Here is an 18,496-nt window from a genome sequence, read left to right as displayed (position 1 = left end):
TGTGGTTCCGATCACATTGCCGTCCATCACAAATGTCCCACGTGGGACTTTTTGCTGTCCGCCTCTTGCATTTTGTTTTTGTTGCTGCATCATGGCCGCAGCTACAAAGATAGCCAAGAACAAATCGCACCAAAAATTGGTAGCGGTATCATAGGGTAGGGGGTGACCTGATGAGTGATAACTCGCACAACGGTGGAGTCGCGACTCGCGGACGAATCGGCCTTTCATTGAAGGGGGGCGTCTCGACGCTTGCCCTATGCGTCGTCTCGATGGCGTCGCCAGTCTGGGCGGAGATTGCCCCGAAAGCCGCGGAGGGGGCTCAGTCGGCATCAGGCCAGGCAATGTCGGACGTGGTGACTCAGGATGAGGCGGATATCGTCGTCACTGGTATCCGGCAGAGCCTCAAGACCGCGCAGGCACTGAAGCAGAATGCCGAGATCGTCAGCGACTCCATCTCGTCGGAAGATATCGGCGCGCTGCCGGACCGGTCCGTTACCGAGGCGCTGCAGCGTGTGCCGGGCGTGGCGATCAGTCGCTTTGCCGCGGGCGTCGACCCGGATCACTTCTCGGTCGAGGGTTCCGGCGTCGTCGTGCGCGGGCTGACCTATACCCGGTCGGAGCTCAACGGGCGCGACACCTTCACCGCCAATAACGGCCGCGGCCTCAGCTTCGCCGACGTTCCATCAGAACTTCTGGCGGGCGTCGATGTCTTCAAGAGCCCCAGCGCCGACATGGTCGAGGGCGGCATCGCAGGCACCGTCAACCTTCGTACGCGCGTTCCCTTCGATTCAAAGGGGCTTGTCGTCGCCGGTGCCGTCGAAGTGAACTATGGCGATCTGATCCACAAATCCGCGCCCACGGTCTCGCTGCTGGCGAGCAATCGCTGGAACACCGGGATTGGCGAGGTGGGTCTGCTGGCCAGCTTCGTGCGATCGCAGCTTGTGTCCCGTTCCGACGGCCTGCAGATTTCCAACTATGGCCAGCGGACGCTGGCTTCCGACGGCACCTATTATGCGCCTAACGCCATCAATCCCGCCACGAACAAGCCCTATACGGGCCGTACCGTCTTCGTCCCGCGCGGCGCCGCGATGCGCAGCACCGAAACCGAGCGTACGCGCTACGGTTACTCCGCGGCGGCGCAGTGGCGCAGCAATGATGAATCCATGTCCGCCACCTTTCAGTTCCTCCGGTCGGATTCGCGGGAGAAATGGACTGAGCACGCGATCGAGATCGCCACGGACAATGTGACGAGCAACGGGGACGCTCAGCCATTTCCCGGCACCAGCTTTTCCTTCGATGACCAGGGTGTGTTCACCAGCGGCACCATCACCGCGCCGAACGGCTATCGCGCCGACCAGGGGGGCGATCTTCGCACGCCGATCAACGGGCTGCAGAGCAACAATATCGTACGCGCGGTGGACCAGCGATATCTGACCGACGATTATGGCGCGAATTTCAAGTGGAAGGTCACTGACCGGCTTGGGGTGAGCCTGGATTACCAGCACACCAAATCCCGCGTCACCAATACGGATTTCGGTATCTGGGCCTCAACGTTCCAGAACGTCGATATCAGGATGAACGGCGACAAGCCGGCCTATGTGAATTTCCTGCCGCTCGCCAATGCCGGGGCGACCAATTACATGAACGCCCAGCATCCGAGCTATGTCGATCCGTATAACAGCTTCTACCGGTCGGCGATGGACCATATCGAGGATAGCGACGGCAATGAGGATGCCGCGCGGATCGACCTGGACTATTCCTTCCCCGAGGACAGCTGGCTGAGCTCGATCCGGGCCGGTTATCGGTTTGCCGACCGCGAGAACAATGCGCGTTTCTCGAGCTATAACTGGGGTGTGCTCAGCGAGATCTGGGGCGGCGGCGGTCCGGTGTGGATGGACGATCCCGTCAATGGCAACCCGGCGACGCCGGGTGGCTCGCCGGGGCCGAGCGAAGCCTATTCCTTTCCGAATTTCTTCCGCGGCAGCGTCAACCTGCCCAGCGGTCCCGGGCGGTTGTTCGTCCCCCAGGACCTGATCCGGAATTACCAGGCGGCGGGCAATGCGGCGCTTGCGATCGGCGATGAGTGGCGTCCCAGGCTGGCGAACACGCCCCCCTGTCCGCAGAACTGGGTACCGCTGGCGCAACGCTGCGACACCGTGGCCGGCACGCCCTTCCTGCCCGGCGAGATCAACCCCGTGCATGAGCGAAACAATGCGCTTTACGGGTTGATCCGCTTCGGCAACCCGATCGGCGACGGTGGGATGAAGCTGAGCGGAAATGTCGGCCTGCGCTATACGGCGACGACACGCGAGGCGCAGGGGAATTTCTCGTTCCCGAGACGAACCTTCACCTGCGATCCACCTCAGAACGAGCAACCGCAGACGAAGTTCTGTGCGCTCGGCCCGGCCGTCGTCGCCAACGCCAATGCGTTCCAGAACGGTGCATTGACCCCGGTTTCGACGTCGCTGAAATATCACTATTTCCTCCCCAGCCTGAACCTCAAGCTTGAGGCAGGCGGCGGGCTTCAGTTCCGCGCCGCATTCAATCAGGGTATCGCGCCACCGGATTTCGGCCTGACGCGCGCCTTCTACAATGTCGTCCTCGATACGCTCGACACGACCATCACCAACAACGGGGCGCCGGTCGCCCTGTTCAATGTCGGCAATCCGTATCTCAAGCCAATCCGATCCAATAACTACGACCTGACGGCGGAATGGTATTTCTCGAGCGTGGGACAGCTCACCGTCTCCCTGTTCAAGAAGGATCTGTACGGTGTCATCGCCAATGGCACGGATCGCCTGAAGTTTACGAACAACGGTGCGAGCTTCGATGCGATTGTCACCACGCCGTTCAACTCGCCGGAGACGGGCCGGGTGAAGGGCCTGGAGGTCGGTTACCAGCAGACGTTCACTTTCCTGCCAGGGTTCCTGCGTGGCCTCGGGTTCAGCGGCAATTTCACCTATGTGGAATCCAAGGGGGTGAGCCAGAGCACGCTCTCCGCCACTGATCCGGACGTCGCGGCCGGCCGCATCGCCAATGTGGATACGAGCAAGCTGCCGCTTCAGGGCTTGTCGAAATACACCGTGAACATCGCGCCCTTCTATCAGGCGGGCGGGCTTGAGCTTCGGGCGGCCTATTCGTGGCGTTCACGGTATCTGCTGACCGTGCGCGACGTGATCGTGCCTTTCGCGCCAGTGTTCAACGAGGCGACCGGCCAACTCGACGCTTCGGCGTTCTACAGTGTCACGCCCAACATCAAGATGGGCTTCCAGGGCGTGAACCTGCTTAATTCGACGCTGCGGACGACACAGGTGATCAATAACGATCTTCTGCGCCGGCCAAGATCCTGGTTCATGAACGATCGCCGGATCGTCTTTTCGATACGCGCCAAGTTCGGCAGCTAGGGGGCGCCTTCGGCGATGCTCCCCATCATGGAGAGCGTCGCGATCGGTGGCAATGCCAGGAGGCTTCAATCCAACGGGATTGAAGCCTCTTTTTTGATTGATCGCGCAAAGGGGCATTCGATGCGCTGGCTGAATGGTATAGCGGTCGCGTTGCCGTCAGGCCCTGAATTCCACGCTTCACCGACAGGAGTTTTCCGGTGCCATATCCCGTACCCTACACCGCCGACCCCTCCCGCTACGATGGGCGAATGCCCTATCGCCGGTGCGGCAGGAGCGGGCTCGATCTGCCGGCCATCTCGCTTGGCCTGTGGCAGAATTTCGGCGGCGCTGACGTGTTCGAGACGGGCAGGGCGATGTTGCGCCGTGCGTTCGACCGGGGCGTCACCCATTTCGACCTCGCGAACAATTACGGCCCGCCTTACGGGTCGGCGGAGGAGAATTTCGGACGTGTCCTGGCCGCCGACCTTGCCGGGCACCGTGACGAGCTCATCATCTCGACCAAGGCTGGGTGGGACATGTGGCCGGGGCCTTATGGCGACGTCGGCGGATCGCGCAAATATCTGATCGCGAGCTGCGACCAGAGTCTCAGGCGGATGGGGCTCGACTATGTCGACATCTTCTATTCGCACCGTGTCGATCCGAAGACGCCGCTGGAGGAGACGATGGGCGCGCTTGTCCATCTCCATCGCCAGGGCAAGGCGCTCTATGTCGGCATCTCCTCCTATTCACCCGAGCTGACTCGCAAGGCCGCAGCGATCCTGCGCGAGGAGCGGGTGCCGCTACTGATCCATCAGCCCAGCTATTCGATGCTCAATCGCTGGGTCGAGCACGGCCTTCTCGACACGCTGCAGGATCTGGGGACTGGCTGCATCGCCTTCTCGCCGCTCGCGCAAGGGATGCTGACAAGCAAATATCTGGGCGGGATGCCCGAAGGCGCCCGGGCGACCAGAAGCGGATCGCTTGGTCAGGGGATGCTGTCCGATGAGAATCTCGAGCGCATTCGTGCACTCAACGCGATCGCCGAAAGGCGCGGTCAGACCCTGGCGCAGATGGCGATCGCCTGGGTGCTACGCGATCCGCGCGTCACCTCCGCCTTGATCGGTGCGCGGACGGTGCAGCAGCTCGATGATTCGCTCGATGCGGTCAATCGGCTCGAATTCGACGAAGCTGAATTGCGCGAGATCGATCAATATGCCGGTGAAGGCGGGATCGATCTGTGGAAGGTGTCGTCAACGCTTGGAAGTGAATTCATGAGCTGAGGTCCGGACGGACGGGGCGCCAAACGAAAAGGGCGCCCCCGAAGGGACGCCCTCTCTAAACAGCTGAGCAGGCCGAAGCCCGCCGAGCTGATTACTGGTTCGCCGTGACGTTGTCGGCAGCGGCATGCAGGTTGTCGGCTGCATTCTCGAGCGCGTCTGCTGCAACGGCGTTCGAGGTGTTGTCGGCGACTGCAGACAGGTTGTCGGCAGTCGAATCCAGGTTGTCGGCCACTGCTTCAGCGTTGTTCTCGGCAGGGGTGGGCTTCGAGCAGGCGGCAAGCGACATCAGGCCGGCGGCGACGAGAACAAAGGCGATCTTCTTCATGCGGATGCTCCCAAGCATAGCAAAAATTCGCGGCCAGCCCGATTGCTTACCACGAGGCGCTTTTCATAGCGGACGGCGCAGGTGCGTCAATCGCAATTCATCTTGCAGAAAGGTTCGGTCACGGTTTTCCGTCATTTCTTGATTTGCATCGGTCCTATCTCTTCCGGCGCATTCGCAACCACGGCAAGCATCGCCGTCCATGCCGCGACATTCTGGCGGAGCTGTTCGACGTCGATCACGTCGATCGTGTCCTCGGGCGTGTGATGATAATCGAAATAGCGCAGGCCATCCTGGTTCAGGTCGATCCCGGCAACACCGGTCGCGAGTACTGGTTCGACATCGGTCCCGCCGTTTGCCATGCCGGCGCCGCGGATGACACCGATCGGCGTGAGCGCTGCGGTCAACCGATCGACGACCGGCCTGGCGCTGTCGGGCAGGTTGGTCTGGAAGCGCCAAACCCGGTCAGCGCCAAAATCGGATTCAGCCGCGATGGCATGGCGTTCGCCGGCATGCGCCTTGGCATAGGCCGCGCCGCCGAAACCGCCGGTTTCCTCATCGCCGAACCAGACGACCCGGATCGTGCGGCGGGGCTTGCCCGAATCCAATAGCATCTTGGCCGCCGCCGTGGTGATGCCCACGCCCGAGGCATCGTCGATCGCGCCAGTGCCGAGATCCCAGCTGTCGAGGTGCCCGCCGATCAGGACGACGCCCGCCGCAGGGTCGCTGCCCGGTACTTCCGCCACGACATTGCCGGATTCGCGCAGGCCGACCCGCTTCGGGGTGAGTAGCAGGTGGAGCGTGACGGGCTTGCCGCGCTTCACCATGCGTTCGAGATTGGCGGCATCAGCCACCGAAAGGGCGGCGGCGGGGATCGGCGTCACGCCTGCTTCGAAATTGGTGACGCCCGCGTGCGGCCCGCGGCCATGATCGGTCCCGATCGAACGAATGACGATCGCGCTGGCGCCCTTCTTCGCGGCGATGTTCGGACCCTGGCGGCGGGCCGCGCCCTGGCTGCCATAGCTCGATCCATCCATTGTGGGCTGCATGGTGTTGGAGACGAAGGCGATCTTTCCCTTCAGGCTGCCGTCGGGCGCGGCGCGCAGATCGTCGATGCCCGGGAAAAAGACGATTGGCAGGGTAAGCCCCTCGGGCGGCGTCGCGCCCGAATTGCCGAGCGCGGTCAGGCGCAGGGGCTGGGGGTAGGGCGACACGACCTCGGCGCTCTCAAGCCCGCGCACCCAGGTGTCAAGCTGATAGGTTTCGATCCTGACATTCTGGAAGCCAAGGCTCTTGAGCTTGGCCACGCCCCATTCGCGGGCCCTGGCCTGTTGCGGGGAGCCGTCGGGGCGCGGGCCGATCTCTGTGGTCAGCCCTTCGACGATATCCCAGGCGACCTGGTCCTTCAGCGCAGCGTCGCGGAGCCTGCCGATGGCGGGGTCGAGCTGCGTCTGCTGGGCGATGGCCGGAAGGGCGATGGTAGAGGCGGCAAGCGCCGCGAGAAGGGAGACATTGCGCACCATCGGGTCCTCCGTTCGCCCCGAAAATGTCGAGGACTGTCGCTTTGTCGCTTAGAAGCAGGAACGGTGCCTCGACAAGCGCCGCATGTACGGATTTTTGAACACGATCCGGTTTGCCAATCGGCCGCGCAACCACTACATGCGCCACCGAAATTCCCCGCATTCAAACGACGGAGCCGATCGGCAATGGCCGTGCAGTACAGCTATGTGATGAAGGGTCTGACCAAGACCTTCCCGGGTGCCGCGAAGCCGGTGCTTAACAACATCCACCTCCAGTTCCTCGGCGACGCGAAGATCGCGATCATCGGGCCGAACGGATCCGGCAAATCGACGCTCATGAAGATCATGGCCGGCATCGACCCCGATTTCGTTGGCGAGGCTTGGGCTGCCGAGGGCATCAAGGTCGGCTATCTGGCGCAGGAGCCGCAGCTCGATCCGACCAAGAACGTCATCGACAACGTCAAGGACGGTGTCCGCCCCGTCGCCGACCTGGTCGATCGCTTCAACGCGATCTCCGCCGAAATGGGCGATCCGAAGGACGACACCGATTTCGACGCGCTGATGGAAGAGATGGGCGATCTCCAGGCCCGTATCGACGCGGTCGATGGCTGGAGCCTCGACAACCAGCTCGAGATCGCGATGGAGGCCCTGCGCTGCCCGCCGGGCGACAGCCCCGTCACCAATCTCTCGGGCGGCGAGAAGCGCCGTGTCGCGCTGTGCAAGCTGCTGCTGGAAAAACCGCAGATCCTGCTGCTCGACGAACCCACCAACCATCTCGACGCCGAGAGCGTCCAGTGGCTGGAGAATTACCTCAAGGAATATACCGGCAACGTCATCCTGGTGACCCATGACCGCTACTTCCTCGATAATGTGGTCAACTGGGTGCTCGAGCTCGATCGCGGCCGCTATTACACCTATGAGTCCAACTACTCGGGCTATCTCGAAAAGAAGGTGAAGCGGCTCGAGCAGGAAGAGCGCGAGGAGCAGGGCAAGGCCAAGGCGATCGCCGACGAGCTCGCCTGGATGCGCCAGACCCCCAAGGCGCGCCAGACCAAGTCCAAGGCGCGTATCCGCGCGTTCGATGAGCTGATGGAGAAGCAGGAGAACCGCTCGGTCGGCAAGGCGCAGATTCTGATCCAGCTGCCCGAACGTCTCGGCGGCAAGGTGATCGAGGCAAAGGGCCTGACCAAGGCCTATGGCGACAAATTGCTGTTCGAGAATCTCGATTTCGTACTGCCGCCAGGCGGTATCGTCGGAGTGATCGGGCCGAACGGCGCCGGCAAGTCGACCCTGTTCAAGCTGATCACCGGGCAGGAACAGCCTGATGGCGGCACGATCGATGTCGGCCAGACGGTCAAGCTTGGTTATGTCGACCAGAGCCGTGACGACCTCGACCCCAACAAGAATGTCTGGGAAGAGATTTCCGACAAGCTGGAGGTCTTCCGCTTCGGTAAGCAGGAGCTTGGCACGCGGGCCTATGTCGGGGCGTTCAACTTCAAGGGCCAGGACCAGCAGAAGAAGGTCGGCCAGCTATCGGGTGGTGAGCGCAACCGCGTCCATCTCGCCAAGATGCTGAAGGAGGGTGGCAACGTCCTGCTGCTCGACGAACCGACCAACGACCTCGACGTCGAGACGCTTCGCGCACTCGAAGAGGCGCTGGAGAGCTTCGCCGGCTGTGCGGTGGTGATCAGCCATGACCGCTTCTTCCTCGATCGCCTCGCGACGCATATCCTTGCGTTCGAAGGCGACAGCCATGTCGAATGGTTCGAGGGTAATTTCGAGAGCTATGAGGCGGACAAGCGCCGCCGCCTGGGCGACGCGGCGGATCGTCCAACGCGCCTGGCGTACAAGAAGCTGACGCGCTGACGGAACGAGGCGTGGCGTCCTATCGGCGCCACGCCTGCAACATCGCCCGCAACCGCGATCGTTCAGCGGAGTATGCGGATTATAGCGTGGTGGTTTCCACGATGAGGCCCGCGGTGCTTTCGCTCTTTACCGGCTGCCCGAATGTGACGACCTTGCATTCCGCATAGGCCTCGTCCTCCGGCAGCCACATCTTGTGGATGACCCTGGCGTTCACATCCACCACCCAATATTCGGGCACATGCGCACGGGCATAGACGACTGCCTTGCGTGTCAGGTCGTCTTTCACCGTCGTGTCGGAAACTTCGACGATCAGCGCCACGGAAGCGAGGGGAACAAGCCCTTCGCCTCTAGGCTCGCTTGTCAGCACGATGTCCGGTTCCGGTGCGTCAAACTCCGATAGTGCCACGCTGGCTTCGATCAAAGGACGCAAGGGCGAGCCGGTCGCGCGCAATCCGTCGCGCAGGGCATCATATAATTCTGTCTTGGCGAGCGCGTGCGGCCGGTGTTGGGCGTTCATAAAATAAACGTCCCCCTCGATGAGTTCGGTCTTGCGATAGGCGTCGAATGCACCCGACCTGTCGAGCAGCAGATAATCGTCCACCCGCAATTTCACGGGCAACCGCGACGTGTTGAGGGGCAGAAGCTCCGTCATGGCTGGGAGATACCACGGAAAACGTGATTTTCCACCTTGGCGCGATCTATTATGCCGTAAAACGCTTCGTGAACCCCTTGGGCGGGCGCTCGGCGTCGGCATGGGCTTCGATATGGTCGACCCGCGCCAGGGGCGGGCCCTCCCGGCATTTGTCGATCAGTGCGGCGGAGGCGTCGCTGTCGCCGATGATCAGGATTTCCACGCGGCCGTCGGTGCGGTTGCGGACCCAGCCGATCAGGCCGAGCGCCTTGCCGTGGCGAACGACCCAGTCGCGGAAGCCGACACCTTGGACTTTGCCGGAGATGAAGACGCGCTGAGTCATGGGCGGGTCGGTGTTGGTCATGGTCTCGTGTCCCGGCAGATGGCCCCCGACGGGTACCGATCTTTGCAAACGCATGCGGCAGCGGCGCCGAACGGCGCGCCTTATCGCTGAACATCCGGCATTGCCGAATTCCCGGGCATCGCCCGGAACTGATGCCCGCTATGCCTCTATCCCGAGGCGCTTGTTGAATCCTTTGAGATGAATTTCGCCGACAGCCTGCACCTCGATATCGTCGACGCGCGCAAGCTGTGGTCCCTGGCGACAGGCCTCGACCATCGCCTCCAGCGCGGTGTGCTCTCCCGATGCCATGATCTCGACCCGGCCATCCCGAACGTTGCGGACCCAACCGGTCACGCCCAGCGCATTGGCCGTCCAGATGGTCCAGTTGCGGTAGCCGACGCCCTGAACCTTGCCGCTCACGATCATTCTCTGTGTCGCGCTCATTCGTCGTTTCTCGCTCTACACGACCGCGCGACCCCCGCCCGGCCAGGGGCAAACCCTAACAGCGGCCGATACGGCCAAAAGCCGGGTGCAATCATATTCGCCGCGATTCCGGCAGATTCCAGCGTGGGATGACTGATTTTCGAGATGGTTAGCGAGTGCTTCTCACACGTTCGGGCTCGCAGCTTGCGAAATCGGGATCATAGCGTATTGCCTTAATAATACAGATCGATCGGGAGATGCAGCGATGATTCTCGCGACCTTGCTGGCGGTCGCCGCGCTGCCGGAGGGTGAAAGGCTGAGCGCCGGTACCGCCTGCTACGCAATCATGCGGGATGCCTCCGTGATCGGCGCGACATGGCAAAGCGTTCGCCCGGCCGAGGTGGCGGGGGAGCCGGCATGGGACATCGTCGTGCACCAGCGAGTCGGAACGACCTTCGACCTGCGTGACCATTTCGTACTGGCGCGCAAGGATCTTCGACCGATCGCCTTCGACAATCGCAAGCTCGGCAAGGAACATGTCACGCTGCGCTATGCCAATGGCCGGATCACTGGATCGCGGATGGAGAAGGAAGGCATGGTGCCGATCGATCTCACGGCGCCAGCGCAGGTTTGGGAGGGCAATCTCTGGGGCCTGACCTTTGGCACGCTGCCCCTCGCCCAAGGCGGCGAGTACGCGTTGCCCTTCTATCAATATGACAAGCGCTTCGGGACATTCACGCTGAAGGTGACGGGCAGCGAAATCGTCGAGACCCCGGCAGGCAAGGTCGATGCCTGGACCGTCGACGTCGCTACCGGCGCTAACCGGTTAGTCACCTATCTCATCGGCAAGACGAACGGTGCCGAACTTGCTACTCGGGCGCCGGGTTTCTCCACGCACCTCGGCGGCGATTGCAGCGGACTGGAATAGCATAATCCTGACGGCCCGGCTTGCGATGGGGGCAAGCGCTGCTCCCGCGGCACCGGAGGAAAGGTGGAGTTCGAAAGGGTGCCTGCCGAATACGGGGCATGCCCCGCATTCGACAAGGAGTGATCACGCCCTGGTGCGGGCGGCGTCCGCGCTCCATATGCCGCCGCCGGCAGCGGCGAGGTACAGGAAGATGAAGCAATAGAGCATCGCTGGCTCACCATTGTTGGCGGCCGGGAAGAAACCCCGCGGAGCATGGGCGATGAAATAGGCGGCCGCGCTCATGCCGGACAGGACGAACGCGACAGGCCGGGTGAAGAGCCCGATCACGATCAGCGTGCCGCCGACCAGTTCGAGCACGCCCGCTGTGGTCAGCAGCGGATTGAGCGGCATGGGGAAGGGCGGGATGCCGAAGAATTTCGAGACGCCGTGCTGGAGAAAGCCCAGGCCGGTGACAATGCGCAGGATGCTGAGAAGCTGTGAAGACCAGGTCGCGGGGATCGGCATGACGGTTCCTCTGGGATCGTTTCGTTGCGCGATCGTTTCATGACGGGCGGTTGCCGTCAATCTGCCTGCGGGAAACGCTAGGTTGCCGGGTAGGCGATGGCGGTCACCTCATATTCCTTTTCGCCAGCCGGGAGCGTGACGCGTCGCAGGTCTCCCAGTGCCGCGCCGCGCAGCGCGCGGGCGAGCGGCGCGTTCCAGCCGATCCGTCCTGCCGCGGCATCGGTCTCATCGTCACCGACCAGGGTAAGGACACGCTCTACATCGTCCTCGTCGGCGATGGTGACGGTGGCGCCGAACCAGACCCGAGTCCGGTCGGGCTGGGCGGCGGGATCGATCACCACCGCCGCCTTCATCCGCTTCGCCAACCAGCCGAGCCGCCGGTCGATCTCGCGAAGGCGCTTGCGGCCATAGATATAGTCGCCGTTCTCCGAACGATCGCCATTGCCGGCCGCCCAGGAGATCACCTCCACCAGCTTGGGCCGCTCGTCACCGAGCAGGGTGCGATATTCGGCGCTGAGCGTGTTGTAGCCGGAGGGGGTGATGTAGTTGGGGCGATCCATAAGCCAGTTCCATAGCAGGTCGGGATTGTGGCGGCACGACAGGATGCTTCCCGTGGCGACGGTCGGAAAGATCTGGGTAAAGACGTGCAATGCCAGCCGGAACCGCCCGCGGCCTTCGCCGGAGAAGGTAAAGAGGGCAGGGGCTTGCGGCCTCAGCCGGGCGTGTTCTTGCCGAGATACCAGCTGATCCGCCGCGAGCCGCTTGAGCGCGAGTGCGACGGGTTCATGAGGTCGTAGACGACCGCGTTCTCCAGCACGCGCTGGACGTAGTTCTTGGTCTCGTAGATCGGGATCGCCTCGATCCAGTCGATCATGTCGGTGCCCGGCATGCGGGGATCGCCATTGGCCTTCAGCCACTTGTTCACATTGCCCGGGCCGGCATTGTACGCGGCCAGCGCCAGCGGGTAGCTGCCATAGAGCCGGTAGACCCGCTCGAAATAGCTCGATCCGAGCATGATGTTGTAATCGGTGTCGCTGGTCAGCGATCCGGGCTCATAGGACATGCCCAATTTGCCCGCTGCCTCTCGGGCGGTGCCCGGCATCAGCTGCATCAGCCCGCGTGCGCCGGCATGGCTGACGGCGGCGCGATCGAACTGGCTTTCCTGCCGGGCGATGGCGTGGATCATCGTCCAGCTATCCTGGCTGGCCGCCGGTACGCGGACGCTGGGAAAGCCGACCGTGCTGTATTCGCTCAGCCCGTTCTGCAGGGCGCTGCGCCCCACCATGACGCCGAGATCGGGGCGGCCGAGCGACCTTGACAGCTCGGTGGCGAGGACATGATCGCTGTCGGTCTTGGCGTCGATCGCGATCTGGCGGACAAAGGCGGTCTGGTCTTGCCAGGCGCCGACCGTGCCGAGATATTGCGCCACGCGCACCGCCTCGCGGTTGTAGAAGGCGGCGCGTACCTGCGGGTCGACCGGTTTCATCAGCGGATCGCCCGGCGGCGTCAGCGGCTGGCCAAGCCGTTCGATCGCGAGCTGGCCGTAGAACATGTCGCGGAAACCGGCCGCGCGCGCGTAATAGCGGTTGGCTTCTTCCCGGCGGCCAGCAGCCTCGGCGGCGCGGCCCGCCCAATAGAAGCCCTTGGACTGGGTCGTCGGCGTCTTCGATGCGCTGCCATAGCGGGTGAACATGCCGATCGCGTCGGACGGCTGCCCAAGCTGCTTCAGCGCGGTCTGCCCGGCGAGCCATGCCAGGCTGGTATAATCGTCCCGTTCGCCATAGGGCTGCTCGCTGACGTCGGTACCCGCCGGATAGGCGTCGTCGATCTGCCGGGCGATATCGAAGGCAGTTGAATATTGAGCATCGGCCGCGGCGCCGCGCGCATTGGTCAGCAGCACCTCGAACCATTTTTCCGGGTTGCCGGGGCGCGACGTAAGCGCCTGGCGTCGCGCGAGCAGGCTGCGCGCGCTGGGCGATGCATTGTTGTTTCGGAACCAGCTCGCCCGGTCAGCGAGATAGCCGGGATCGCCCGCGCCGGTCGTGCTGGTCGCCGAGGCGAGGTCCGACGCGTTGGCCGCGTTGGTGCGCAGGGCAAGCCGCGCCTCGAACAGCGGGCGCTTCGAGGGGGTGACCAGGGCGAGCTGGCGCTGGGCCGACTGAATCGATCCCTGCCAGAGCAGCATGTCCATGCGCGCGTCGTGATCCGCCGGGGTGAGCGCGCTGGAGAAGCTGCCGATCAGCTTCGCCTCGTCGGATGCGGAAAGCGATCCCGATACCCAGGCCTTTTCGGCGGCGAGGTTCGCCTCGTCGCGTGAGCCGGTCGCGGCCAGCGCCTCGGCGAAACGGGTCCTGCCGGCACCGGTGAGCGGCGGATAGCGGCGGAAATAAGTGACGGCGGTGCCGGGCGACCAGGTGCCGGCCGAAAGCGCGTTCTCGGCGCTGCGCCGCATGCTCATTTCACCCGGCCAGCCGGGATGTGCGAGCAGGAAGCGGGCATAGGTCTCGAACGGATAGCTCGAGCTGTCCTGGAGTGATTTCCATTGGGTGATCGTGGCGGACAGCCCGCTGCTGGCGGCAGCCGACCCTTCAAGAACTTGCTGCGCCCGGCCCCAGCCGAGTTGATCCTGCGCTGTCCCGGAGGTCATCGCCAGGCCCGAAACACCGGCGAACAGCAATCCCGACTTGATCAATGACGGTATCATGTGGACAGGATATGGGAGCCGACCTTATTTGTCGCTGAACAATTTACAAAAATGCGACGGAATCACCGTCCCGTAGGAGCAAATCAACCATGTTTTCGGGTTCGATCCCGGCGCTCGTCACGCCGTTCGAGGAAGACGGGCGTTTCGCCGAGAGCGCGTACCGCGCGTTCATCGACTGGCAGATCGCCGAAGGGTCTACTGCCCTGGTGCCCTGCGGCACGACCGGCGAAGCGGCGACGATGTCGGCCGAAGAACATTTCCATGTGGTCAGGGTATGCGTCGAGCAGGCGGCCGGCCGGGTGCCCGTCATCGCGGGTGCCGGATCGAACGACACGCGAGTCGCGATCCAGAACATCAAGGCAGCCAGGGATGCCGGCGCCGATGCGGCGTTGATGGTGCCGCCTTATTATAACCGCCCCAATCAGGAGGGCATCTTCCGCCATTTCGAGGCGGTGGCGAACAGCTGCGACCTGCCGATCGTCCTGTACAATGTGCCAGGTCGCACCGTGACCGATATCGCGGTCGAGACGATGGGCCGGATCGCGAAGGCGTTCCCCAGCGTGGTCGGGGTCAAGGACGCGACCGGCATCATCCAGCGCGTTTCCGGCCAGCGCGACGCGTGCGGTGCGGATTTCTGCCAGATCTCCGGCAATGACGACATGGCATTAGCATTCATGGCGACCGGTGGCCGGGGCTGTATCTCGGTGACGGCGAACGTCGCGCCGCGCCTGTGCGCCGAGTTCCAGGCGGCATGCCTGGCAGGCGATTATGCCAGGGCGCTGGAATATCAGGATCGCCTGTTCGAACTGCACGTCTCGCTGTTTACCGACGCGTCGCCGGGACCGGTGAAATATGCGCTCAACCGCGTCCGCCCCGATTTCCCAAAGGCTCTCCGCCTGCCGATGACGTGGCCGGGCGAAGCGAGCCAGCGCGCGGTCGACGCCGGCCTGGCGCGCGCCGGGCTGCTATAAGGGCAAGGCGCCCCGCGGCGGACGAGATTTTCCCTGTTCCTGCCCCCTAACAGGGAAATTAACAGGGAATTTCTCTTTTTTCCGGTCCGGGTAAGGTTCCTTTTTAGAATTTATCGTGCCGGTGCAATGGTTTGATCGTTTCGCGTTACTCGGTAACAGGGAAATCGGGTCCGCGCGAACAGGGAAAAACCGGATTGGAACAGGGATTCCTATCGCATCCGGCCCAAACGGGTCCGCGTTCCATCGCATGAGAAAGAGCGGGTCGTGGCGCTGGCAGTCGCTCGACCGCGAGTCTGGATGCGGCGATTCACCGAATTGTTGAATCGACCGGGTCGCGCGACTCGGTTCGTCGCTGAAAAGTTCCGCTTCGGCGTAAAAATATTCTCGTTCATCCTGTTGAAACCTTTGGCCCGCGTGCGCATTTTTCGCTTCAAGTTCCTCGAACACGAAACGAGAACAGGCCATGAAGTCCGTCGTTCCGCTTTTCCTTGCCCTGATCCCGCTGGTCGCGGTGGTGGGAGCATGCGTCGCGGTGCCGTAACGCCGAATTATCCCACTCGCCGCTTCACGGCAGGCAAAAGAAAAGGGCCGCCCGGACATCGTCCGGGCGGCCCTTTTTTCATGCCGACCTTGCGGTCGTTCAGCCTTCGGCCGATGCCTCGCCTGCCGGCTCGGCCTGGACCTCGGCGGTCGCGCCCGGCTCGGCGTTCGGGTCGTATGCCTCGACAAAGCCTGCCTCGTCCTTCTCGAACATGGCGGCCATGACATCGACGCCCTTCGCCTGCATCTCGGCCTCTTCGGGCGAGCGTGCGACGTTGACCTTGATCGTCACGGCGACTTCGGCGTGCAGCGAGACCTTCACCTCATAGACGCCGATCGCCTTGATCGGCTTGTTCAGCACGATCGCCGACTTCGGCACCTTGTGGCCTTCGGCCTCGAGCAGCTCGAGCAGATCGCGGACCGCGACCGAGCCGTAGAGCTGGCCAGTGTTGGACGACTGGCGGATCAGCGTCAGCGTGATGCCGTCGATCGACTTGGCTTCGGTCTCGGCTTCGCCACGACGCGCGGCGTTGTCGGCCACGATCTTCTCGCGGTTCTTTTCGAAGACCTTGCGGTTGGCTTCGTTCGAGCGAAGCGCCTTCTTGTTCGGCAGCAGGAAGTTACGGGCGAAACCGTCCTTCACCTTCACCACGTCGCCGATGTTGCCGAGCTTCTCGACTCGTTCCAGCAGGATCACATCCATGAGTCCGGCTCCTTACTTAACGATATAGGGCAGGAGGCCCAGATGACGGGCGCGCTTGATCGCCTGGGCGAGCTCGCGCTGCTTCTTGCCGCTCACCGAGGTGATGCGGCTCGGGACGATCTTGCCACGCTCGGACACGAAGCCCTGAAGCAACCGGACGTCCTTATAGTCGATCCGGGGGGCATCCTTCGCGGAGAACGGGCAGCTCTTGCGGCGGCGGAAAAATGGGCGTGCCATTGTCTATATGCTCCTTATTCGCCGTCGAAGTCGCGACGCGGGCGGTCGCCACGCTCGCCACGGTCCGGACGGTCGCCACGGCCCTCGCGGTCACCACGACGCTCACGGTCACGATCGCTCTTGCGCATCATCACCGACGGACCCTCTTCGAGGGCGTCGACCTTGACGGTCATGTAGCGGATGATGTCTTCGTTGATCTGGGTCTGGCGCTCCAGCTCAGCGACCACGCCGGCCGGCGCGTCGATTTCGAGCATCACGTAATGCGCCTTGCGGTTCTTCGCGATCTTGTACGCGAGGCTGCGCAGGCCCCAGGACTCGGTCTTCACGACCTTGCCCTTGTTGTCCTCGATGATCTTGGTGGCGGTTTCCGCCAGCGTGTCCACCTGCGCCTGTGCCAGATCCTGGCGCGCAAGGAACACATGCTCGTAAAGAGCCATGGTTCTTACCTTCTCTTGGCCGATCGCTGACGTACGCCCCATGCGCAACGCCCCTCCGGCTGTCGTCTCAAAGCAACCGGGGCGGAAAGCTGGCGCTTCCCACCCCGATCGCGGCTCCATAGCTGAAAACGGGCGGAAGGCAAGCCTCCCGCCCGTCATGCCGGCGCTTAGTTGAACGCGCCGGCCAGGACTGCTCCGATCAGGCCGCCGGTAACAGCGACCAGAACCGCGTCGTTGCCCGACCGCACCCAGTGATAGCCACGGGGCGGCGCATAGAGGTGTCGGCCGCGATAGGCGCGATAGTCGTTGATCACGCGATAGTTGCGCGCCTGGCGATAGTCGAAGCGCTCGCCCTTGCGCCATCCGTCGCGATATTGCGGGCGGCCGTGGCGAACGTCGCGATTGACCACCACGGTCCTGCCGGGCTGCTGGCGGACAATCGTCGTGTGGCGATCCTGCGGCTGGTACTGTCCGGCCGAAGCGGCGGTCGCCGCCAGCGGGCCCGCGACCATCGACAGGGCGATCGCACTCAGGATGAACTTCTTCATGATACTCACTCCTCGGTGTCGTTACGGCGCCTCGTCCGGCGTCGAACACCTATCTAGGAGGCGGTTGTCGCAAGCTCGTGCCGGCGAAGGGGTGAAATGGTCGCGAAGTGTCGCGGCTTGCCTAAGTCCGTTCAGGTTTCTAGTCCCACGCGCCTGATCTGACAGGAGCCAGCCACATGCGCGCATTCATCTTTCCCGGCCAGGGCAGCCAGGCCGTCGGCATGGGCCGGGCGCTGGCCGAGGCCAGCCCGATCGCCCGCGCGGTGTTCGAGGAGGTCGACGAGGCGCTGGGCCAGCATCTCTTCCGGCTGATGAGCGAAGGGCCGGAAGACGAGCTGCAGCTTACCGAGAATGCCCAGCCCGCGATCATGGCGAACGCGGTCGCCACCCTGCGCGTGCTGGAGAAGGAGGGCGGCATTCGCCTTGCCGACAAGGCCGATTATGTGGCGGGCCATTCGCTCGGCGAATATAGCGCCCTGTGCGCGGCGGGCGCGCTCGACCTGCCGACCACCGCCTTGTTGCTCAAGCATCGCGGCAAGGCGATGCAGGCGGCGGTGCCTGTGGGCGTGGGCGCGATGGCGGCTCTGCTGGGTGCGGATCTCGAAAAGGCGCGGATCATCGCCAACGCCGCGGCAGAGGGTGAAGTCTGCACCGTCGCCAATGACAATGATCCGAGCCAGGTGGTGATCTCGGGCCATCGCGGCGCGATCGAGCGGGCGATCGCCATTGCCAAGGAATATGGCGCCAAGCGCGCCGTTCTGCTGCCCGTTTCAGCGCCGTTCCATTGCCCGCTGATGCAGCCCGCGGCCGACGCGATGGAGAAGGCGCTGGCCGAGGCGCGGATCGATTCGCCGCTGGTGCCGGTGTTCGCCAACGTCACGGCGTCGCCGGTCGGCGACGTCGACACGATCCGCCGCCTGCTGGTGGAGCAGGTGACCGGCATGGTGCGCTGGCGGGAATCGGTGCTGGCGATGTCTGATACCGGCGTCGAGCGCTTCGTCGAGTTCGGTGGCAAGGTGCTGGCGCCGATGGTCAAGCGCATCGCGTCCGACGTGGATGCGTCGAGCGTGATCACGATGGACGATATCGAAGCGCTGGCGAAGACGCTGTAATTATTCACGGCTTTGCCGGAGAGAAGATTTTTCACGCGAGGGCG

18 protein-coding genes are annotated in these 18,496 nt (G+C 63.4%); 6 read left to right on the top strand and 12 right to left on the bottom strand.

Annotation, left to right across the window (positions count from 1 at the left end; all coding sequences use genetic code 11):
* The first annotated feature begins 170 nt into the window (after window positions 1-170).
* Entirely contained in the window at window positions 171-3,404 is a 3,234-nt protein-coding gene (locus tag P0Y59_07115) for a TonB-dependent receptor (protein WEK01439.1), read from the top strand.
* Window positions 3,405-3,601: 197 nt separating this feature from the next.
* Complete coding sequence (gene mgrA / locus P0Y59_07110; GenBank protein ID WEK01438.1) at window positions 3,602-4,663, top strand: L-glyceraldehyde 3-phosphate reductase; 1,062 nt, start codon at window positions 3,602-3,604, stop codon at window positions 4,661-4,663.
* 91 nt (window positions 4,664-4,754) lie between these two features.
* On the opposite strand, the gene P0Y59_07105 is transcribed toward mgrA, so the two are convergent.
* Window positions 4,755-4,988: a hypothetical protein gene (locus P0Y59_07105; protein ID WEK01437.1), complete on the bottom strand. Its 234-nt coding sequence runs from the start codon at window positions 4,986-4,988 to the stop codon at window positions 4,755-4,757.
* A gap of 131 nt (window positions 4,989-5,119) precedes the next feature.
* Window positions 5,120-6,508 (bottom strand): M20/M25/M40 family metallo-hydrolase, encoded by a 1,389-nt coding sequence (locus P0Y59_07100; protein ID WEK01436.1) that lies wholly within the window; start codon window positions 6,506-6,508, stop codon window positions 5,120-5,122.
* A gap of 183 nt (window positions 6,509-6,691) precedes the next feature.
* On the opposite strand from P0Y59_07100, the gene ettA reads away from it, so the two are divergent.
* Window positions 6,692-8,371, top strand: coding sequence for an energy-dependent translational throttle protein EttA (gene ettA / locus P0Y59_07095; GenBank protein ID WEK01435.1), 1,680 nt, complete (start codon window positions 6,692-6,694; stop codon window positions 8,369-8,371).
* A 79-nt stretch (window positions 8,372-8,450) separates the two neighbouring features.
* On the opposite strand, the gene P0Y59_07090 is transcribed toward ettA, so the two are convergent.
* The 3 genes from P0Y59_07090 to P0Y59_07080 all read right to left on the bottom strand — a co-directional run bounded on the left by P0Y59_07090 (window position 8,451) and on the right by P0Y59_07080 (window position 9,771).
* A complete protein-coding gene (locus P0Y59_07090) occupies window positions 8,451-9,023 on the bottom strand; it encodes a Uma2 family endonuclease (GenBank protein WEK01434.1) in 573 nt (190 codons plus the stop codon).
* A gap of 49 nt (window positions 9,024-9,072) precedes the next feature.
* Window positions 9,073-9,345, bottom strand: coding sequence for an acylphosphatase (locus P0Y59_07085; protein ID WEK02526.1), 273 nt, complete (start codon window positions 9,343-9,345; stop codon window positions 9,073-9,075).
* Between the two features lie 159 nt (window positions 9,346-9,504).
* Window positions 9,505-9,771, bottom strand: a complete 267-nt coding sequence (locus tag P0Y59_07080; protein ID WEK02525.1) for an acylphosphatase — start codon at window positions 9,769-9,771, stop codon at window positions 9,505-9,507.
* A 262-nt stretch (window positions 9,772-10,033) separates the two neighbouring features.
* On the opposite strand from P0Y59_07080, the gene P0Y59_07075 reads away from it, so the two are divergent.
* Window positions 10,034-10,696: a hypothetical protein gene (locus P0Y59_07075; GenBank protein WEK01433.1), complete on the top strand. Its 663-nt coding sequence runs from the start codon at window positions 10,034-10,036 to the stop codon at window positions 10,694-10,696.
* Window positions 10,697-10,819: 123 nt separating this feature from the next.
* Here P0Y59_07075 and P0Y59_07070 read toward each other — a convergent pair whose 3' ends face one another.
* From P0Y59_07070 to P0Y59_07060, 3 genes are all read right to left on the bottom strand, one after another.
* A complete protein-coding gene (locus tag P0Y59_07070; protein WEK01432.1) occupies window positions 10,820-11,200 on the bottom strand; it encodes a DoxX family protein in 381 nt (126 codons plus the stop codon).
* A 77-nt stretch (window positions 11,201-11,277) separates the two neighbouring features.
* Window positions 11,278-11,760 carry a transcription elongation factor GreB gene (greB, locus tag P0Y59_07065; GenBank protein WEK02524.1) on the bottom strand — a complete coding sequence of 161 codons (483 nt, stop codon included), beginning with the start codon at window positions 11,758-11,760 and terminating at the stop codon, window positions 11,278-11,280.
* 152 nt (window positions 11,761-11,912) lie between these two features.
* Window positions 11,913-13,904 carry a lytic transglycosylase domain-containing protein gene (locus P0Y59_07060; GenBank protein ID WEK01431.1) on the bottom strand — a complete coding sequence of 664 codons (1,992 nt, stop codon included), beginning with the start codon at window positions 13,902-13,904 and terminating at the stop codon, window positions 11,913-11,915.
* A gap of 89 nt (window positions 13,905-13,993) precedes the next feature.
* Here P0Y59_07060 and dapA point away from each other — a divergent pair, with 89 nt between their 5' ends.
* Complete coding sequence (gene dapA / locus P0Y59_07055) at window positions 13,994-14,875, top strand: 4-hydroxy-tetrahydrodipicolinate synthase (protein ID WEK01430.1); 882 nt, start codon at window positions 13,994-13,996, stop codon at window positions 14,873-14,875.
* A gap of 640 nt (window positions 14,876-15,515) precedes the next feature.
* Here the strand turns inward: dapA and rplI are convergent.
* The 4 genes from rplI to P0Y59_07035 all read right to left on the bottom strand — a co-directional run bounded on the left by rplI (window position 15,516) and on the right by P0Y59_07035 (window position 17,340).
* The gene (gene rplI, locus P0Y59_07050; protein WEK01429.1) at window positions 15,516-16,118 is read right to left on the bottom strand and encodes a 50S ribosomal protein L9; all 603 of its coding nucleotides are present in this window, start codon (window positions 16,116-16,118) and stop codon (window positions 15,516-15,518) included.
* 12 nt (window positions 16,119-16,130) lie between these two features.
* Window positions 16,131-16,355: a 30S ribosomal protein S18 gene (rpsR, locus tag P0Y59_07045; protein ID WEK01428.1), complete on the bottom strand. Its 225-nt coding sequence runs from the start codon at window positions 16,353-16,355 to the stop codon at window positions 16,131-16,133.
* A 14-nt stretch (window positions 16,356-16,369) separates the two neighbouring features.
* Complete coding sequence (gene rpsF, locus P0Y59_07040) at window positions 16,370-16,792, bottom strand: 30S ribosomal protein S6 (protein ID WEK01427.1); 423 nt, start codon at window positions 16,790-16,792, stop codon at window positions 16,370-16,372.
* Between the two features lie 167 nt (window positions 16,793-16,959).
* Window positions 16,960-17,340: an RcnB family protein gene (locus P0Y59_07035; protein WEK01426.1), complete on the bottom strand. Its 381-nt coding sequence runs from the start codon at window positions 17,338-17,340 to the stop codon at window positions 16,960-16,962.
* A gap of 176 nt (window positions 17,341-17,516) precedes the next feature.
* Here P0Y59_07035 and fabD point away from each other — a divergent pair, with 176 nt between their 5' ends.
* Window positions 17,517-18,452, top strand: a complete 936-nt coding sequence (fabD, locus tag P0Y59_07030; GenBank protein WEK01425.1) for an ACP S-malonyltransferase — start codon at window positions 17,517-17,519, stop codon at window positions 18,450-18,452.
* Window positions 18,453-18,496 lie beyond the last annotated feature (44 nt).

It is taken from the genome of Candidatus Sphingomonas phytovorans (assembly GCA_029202385.1).
In the GTDB taxonomy this organism is placed as follows: Bacteria; Pseudomonadota; Alphaproteobacteria; order Sphingomonadales; family Sphingomonadaceae; genus Sphingomonas; species Sphingomonas phytovorans.
This window is presented reverse-complemented; position numbering and strand designations above follow the sequence as displayed.

What these genes read in the sequence shown, in the direction of transcription:
- P0Y59_07115 (WEK01439.1), top strand. Translation starts at nt 171, where the DNA reads ATGAGTGATAACTCGCACAACGGTGGAGTCGCGACTCGCGGACGAATC.
- P0Y59_07105 (WEK01437.1), bottom strand. Translation starts at nt 4,988, where the DNA reads ATGAAGAAGATCGCCTTTGTTCTCGTCGCCGCCGGCCTGATGTCGCTT.
- P0Y59_07100 (WEK01436.1), bottom strand. Translation starts at nt 6,508, where the DNA reads ATGGTGCGCAATGTCTCCCTTCTCGCGGCGCTTGCCGCCTCTACCATC.
- ettA (WEK01435.1), top strand. Translation starts at nt 6,692, where the DNA reads ATGGCCGTGCAGTACAGCTATGTGATGAAGGGTCTGACCAAGACCTTC.
- P0Y59_07090 (WEK01434.1), bottom strand. Translation starts at nt 9,023, where the DNA reads ATGACGGAGCTTCTGCCCCTCAACACGTCGCGGTTGCCCGTGAAATTG.
- P0Y59_07085 (WEK02526.1), bottom strand. Translation starts at nt 9,345, where the DNA reads ATGACTCAGCGCGTCTTCATCTCCGGCAAAGTCCAAGGTGTCGGCTTC.
- P0Y59_07080 (WEK02525.1), bottom strand. Translation starts at nt 9,771, where the DNA reads ATGATCGTGAGCGGCAAGGTTCAGGGCGTCGGCTACCGCAACTGGACC.
- P0Y59_07075 (WEK01433.1), top strand. Translation starts at nt 10,034, where the DNA reads ATGATTCTCGCGACCTTGCTGGCGGTCGCCGCGCTGCCGGAGGGTGAA.
- P0Y59_07070 (WEK01432.1), bottom strand. Translation starts at nt 11,200, where the DNA reads ATGCCGATCCCCGCGACCTGGTCTTCACAGCTTCTCAGCATCCTGCGC.
- greB (WEK02524.1), bottom strand. Translation starts at nt 11,760, where the DNA reads ATGGATCGCCCCAACTACATCACCCCCTCCGGCTACAACACGCTCAGC.
- P0Y59_07060 (WEK01431.1), bottom strand. Translation starts at nt 13,904, where the DNA reads ATGATACCGTCATTGATCAAGTCGGGATTGCTGTTCGCCGGTGTTTCG.
- dapA (WEK01430.1), top strand. Translation starts at nt 13,994, where the DNA reads ATGTTTTCGGGTTCGATCCCGGCGCTCGTCACGCCGTTCGAGGAAGAC.
- rplI (WEK01429.1), bottom strand. Translation starts at nt 16,118, where the DNA reads ATGGATGTGATCCTGCTGGAACGAGTCGAGAAGCTCGGCAACATCGGC.
- rpsR (WEK01428.1), bottom strand. Translation starts at nt 16,355, where the DNA reads ATGGCACGCCCATTTTTCCGCCGCCGCAAGAGCTGCCCGTTCTCCGCG.
- rpsF (WEK01427.1), bottom strand. Translation starts at nt 16,792, where the DNA reads ATGGCTCTTTACGAGCATGTGTTCCTTGCGCGCCAGGATCTGGCACAG.
- P0Y59_07035 (WEK01426.1), bottom strand. Translation starts at nt 17,340, where the DNA reads ATGAAGAAGTTCATCCTGAGTGCGATCGCCCTGTCGATGGTCGCGGGC.
- fabD (WEK01425.1), top strand. Translation starts at nt 17,517, where the DNA reads ATGCGCGCATTCATCTTTCCCGGCCAGGGCAGCCAGGCCGTCGGCATG.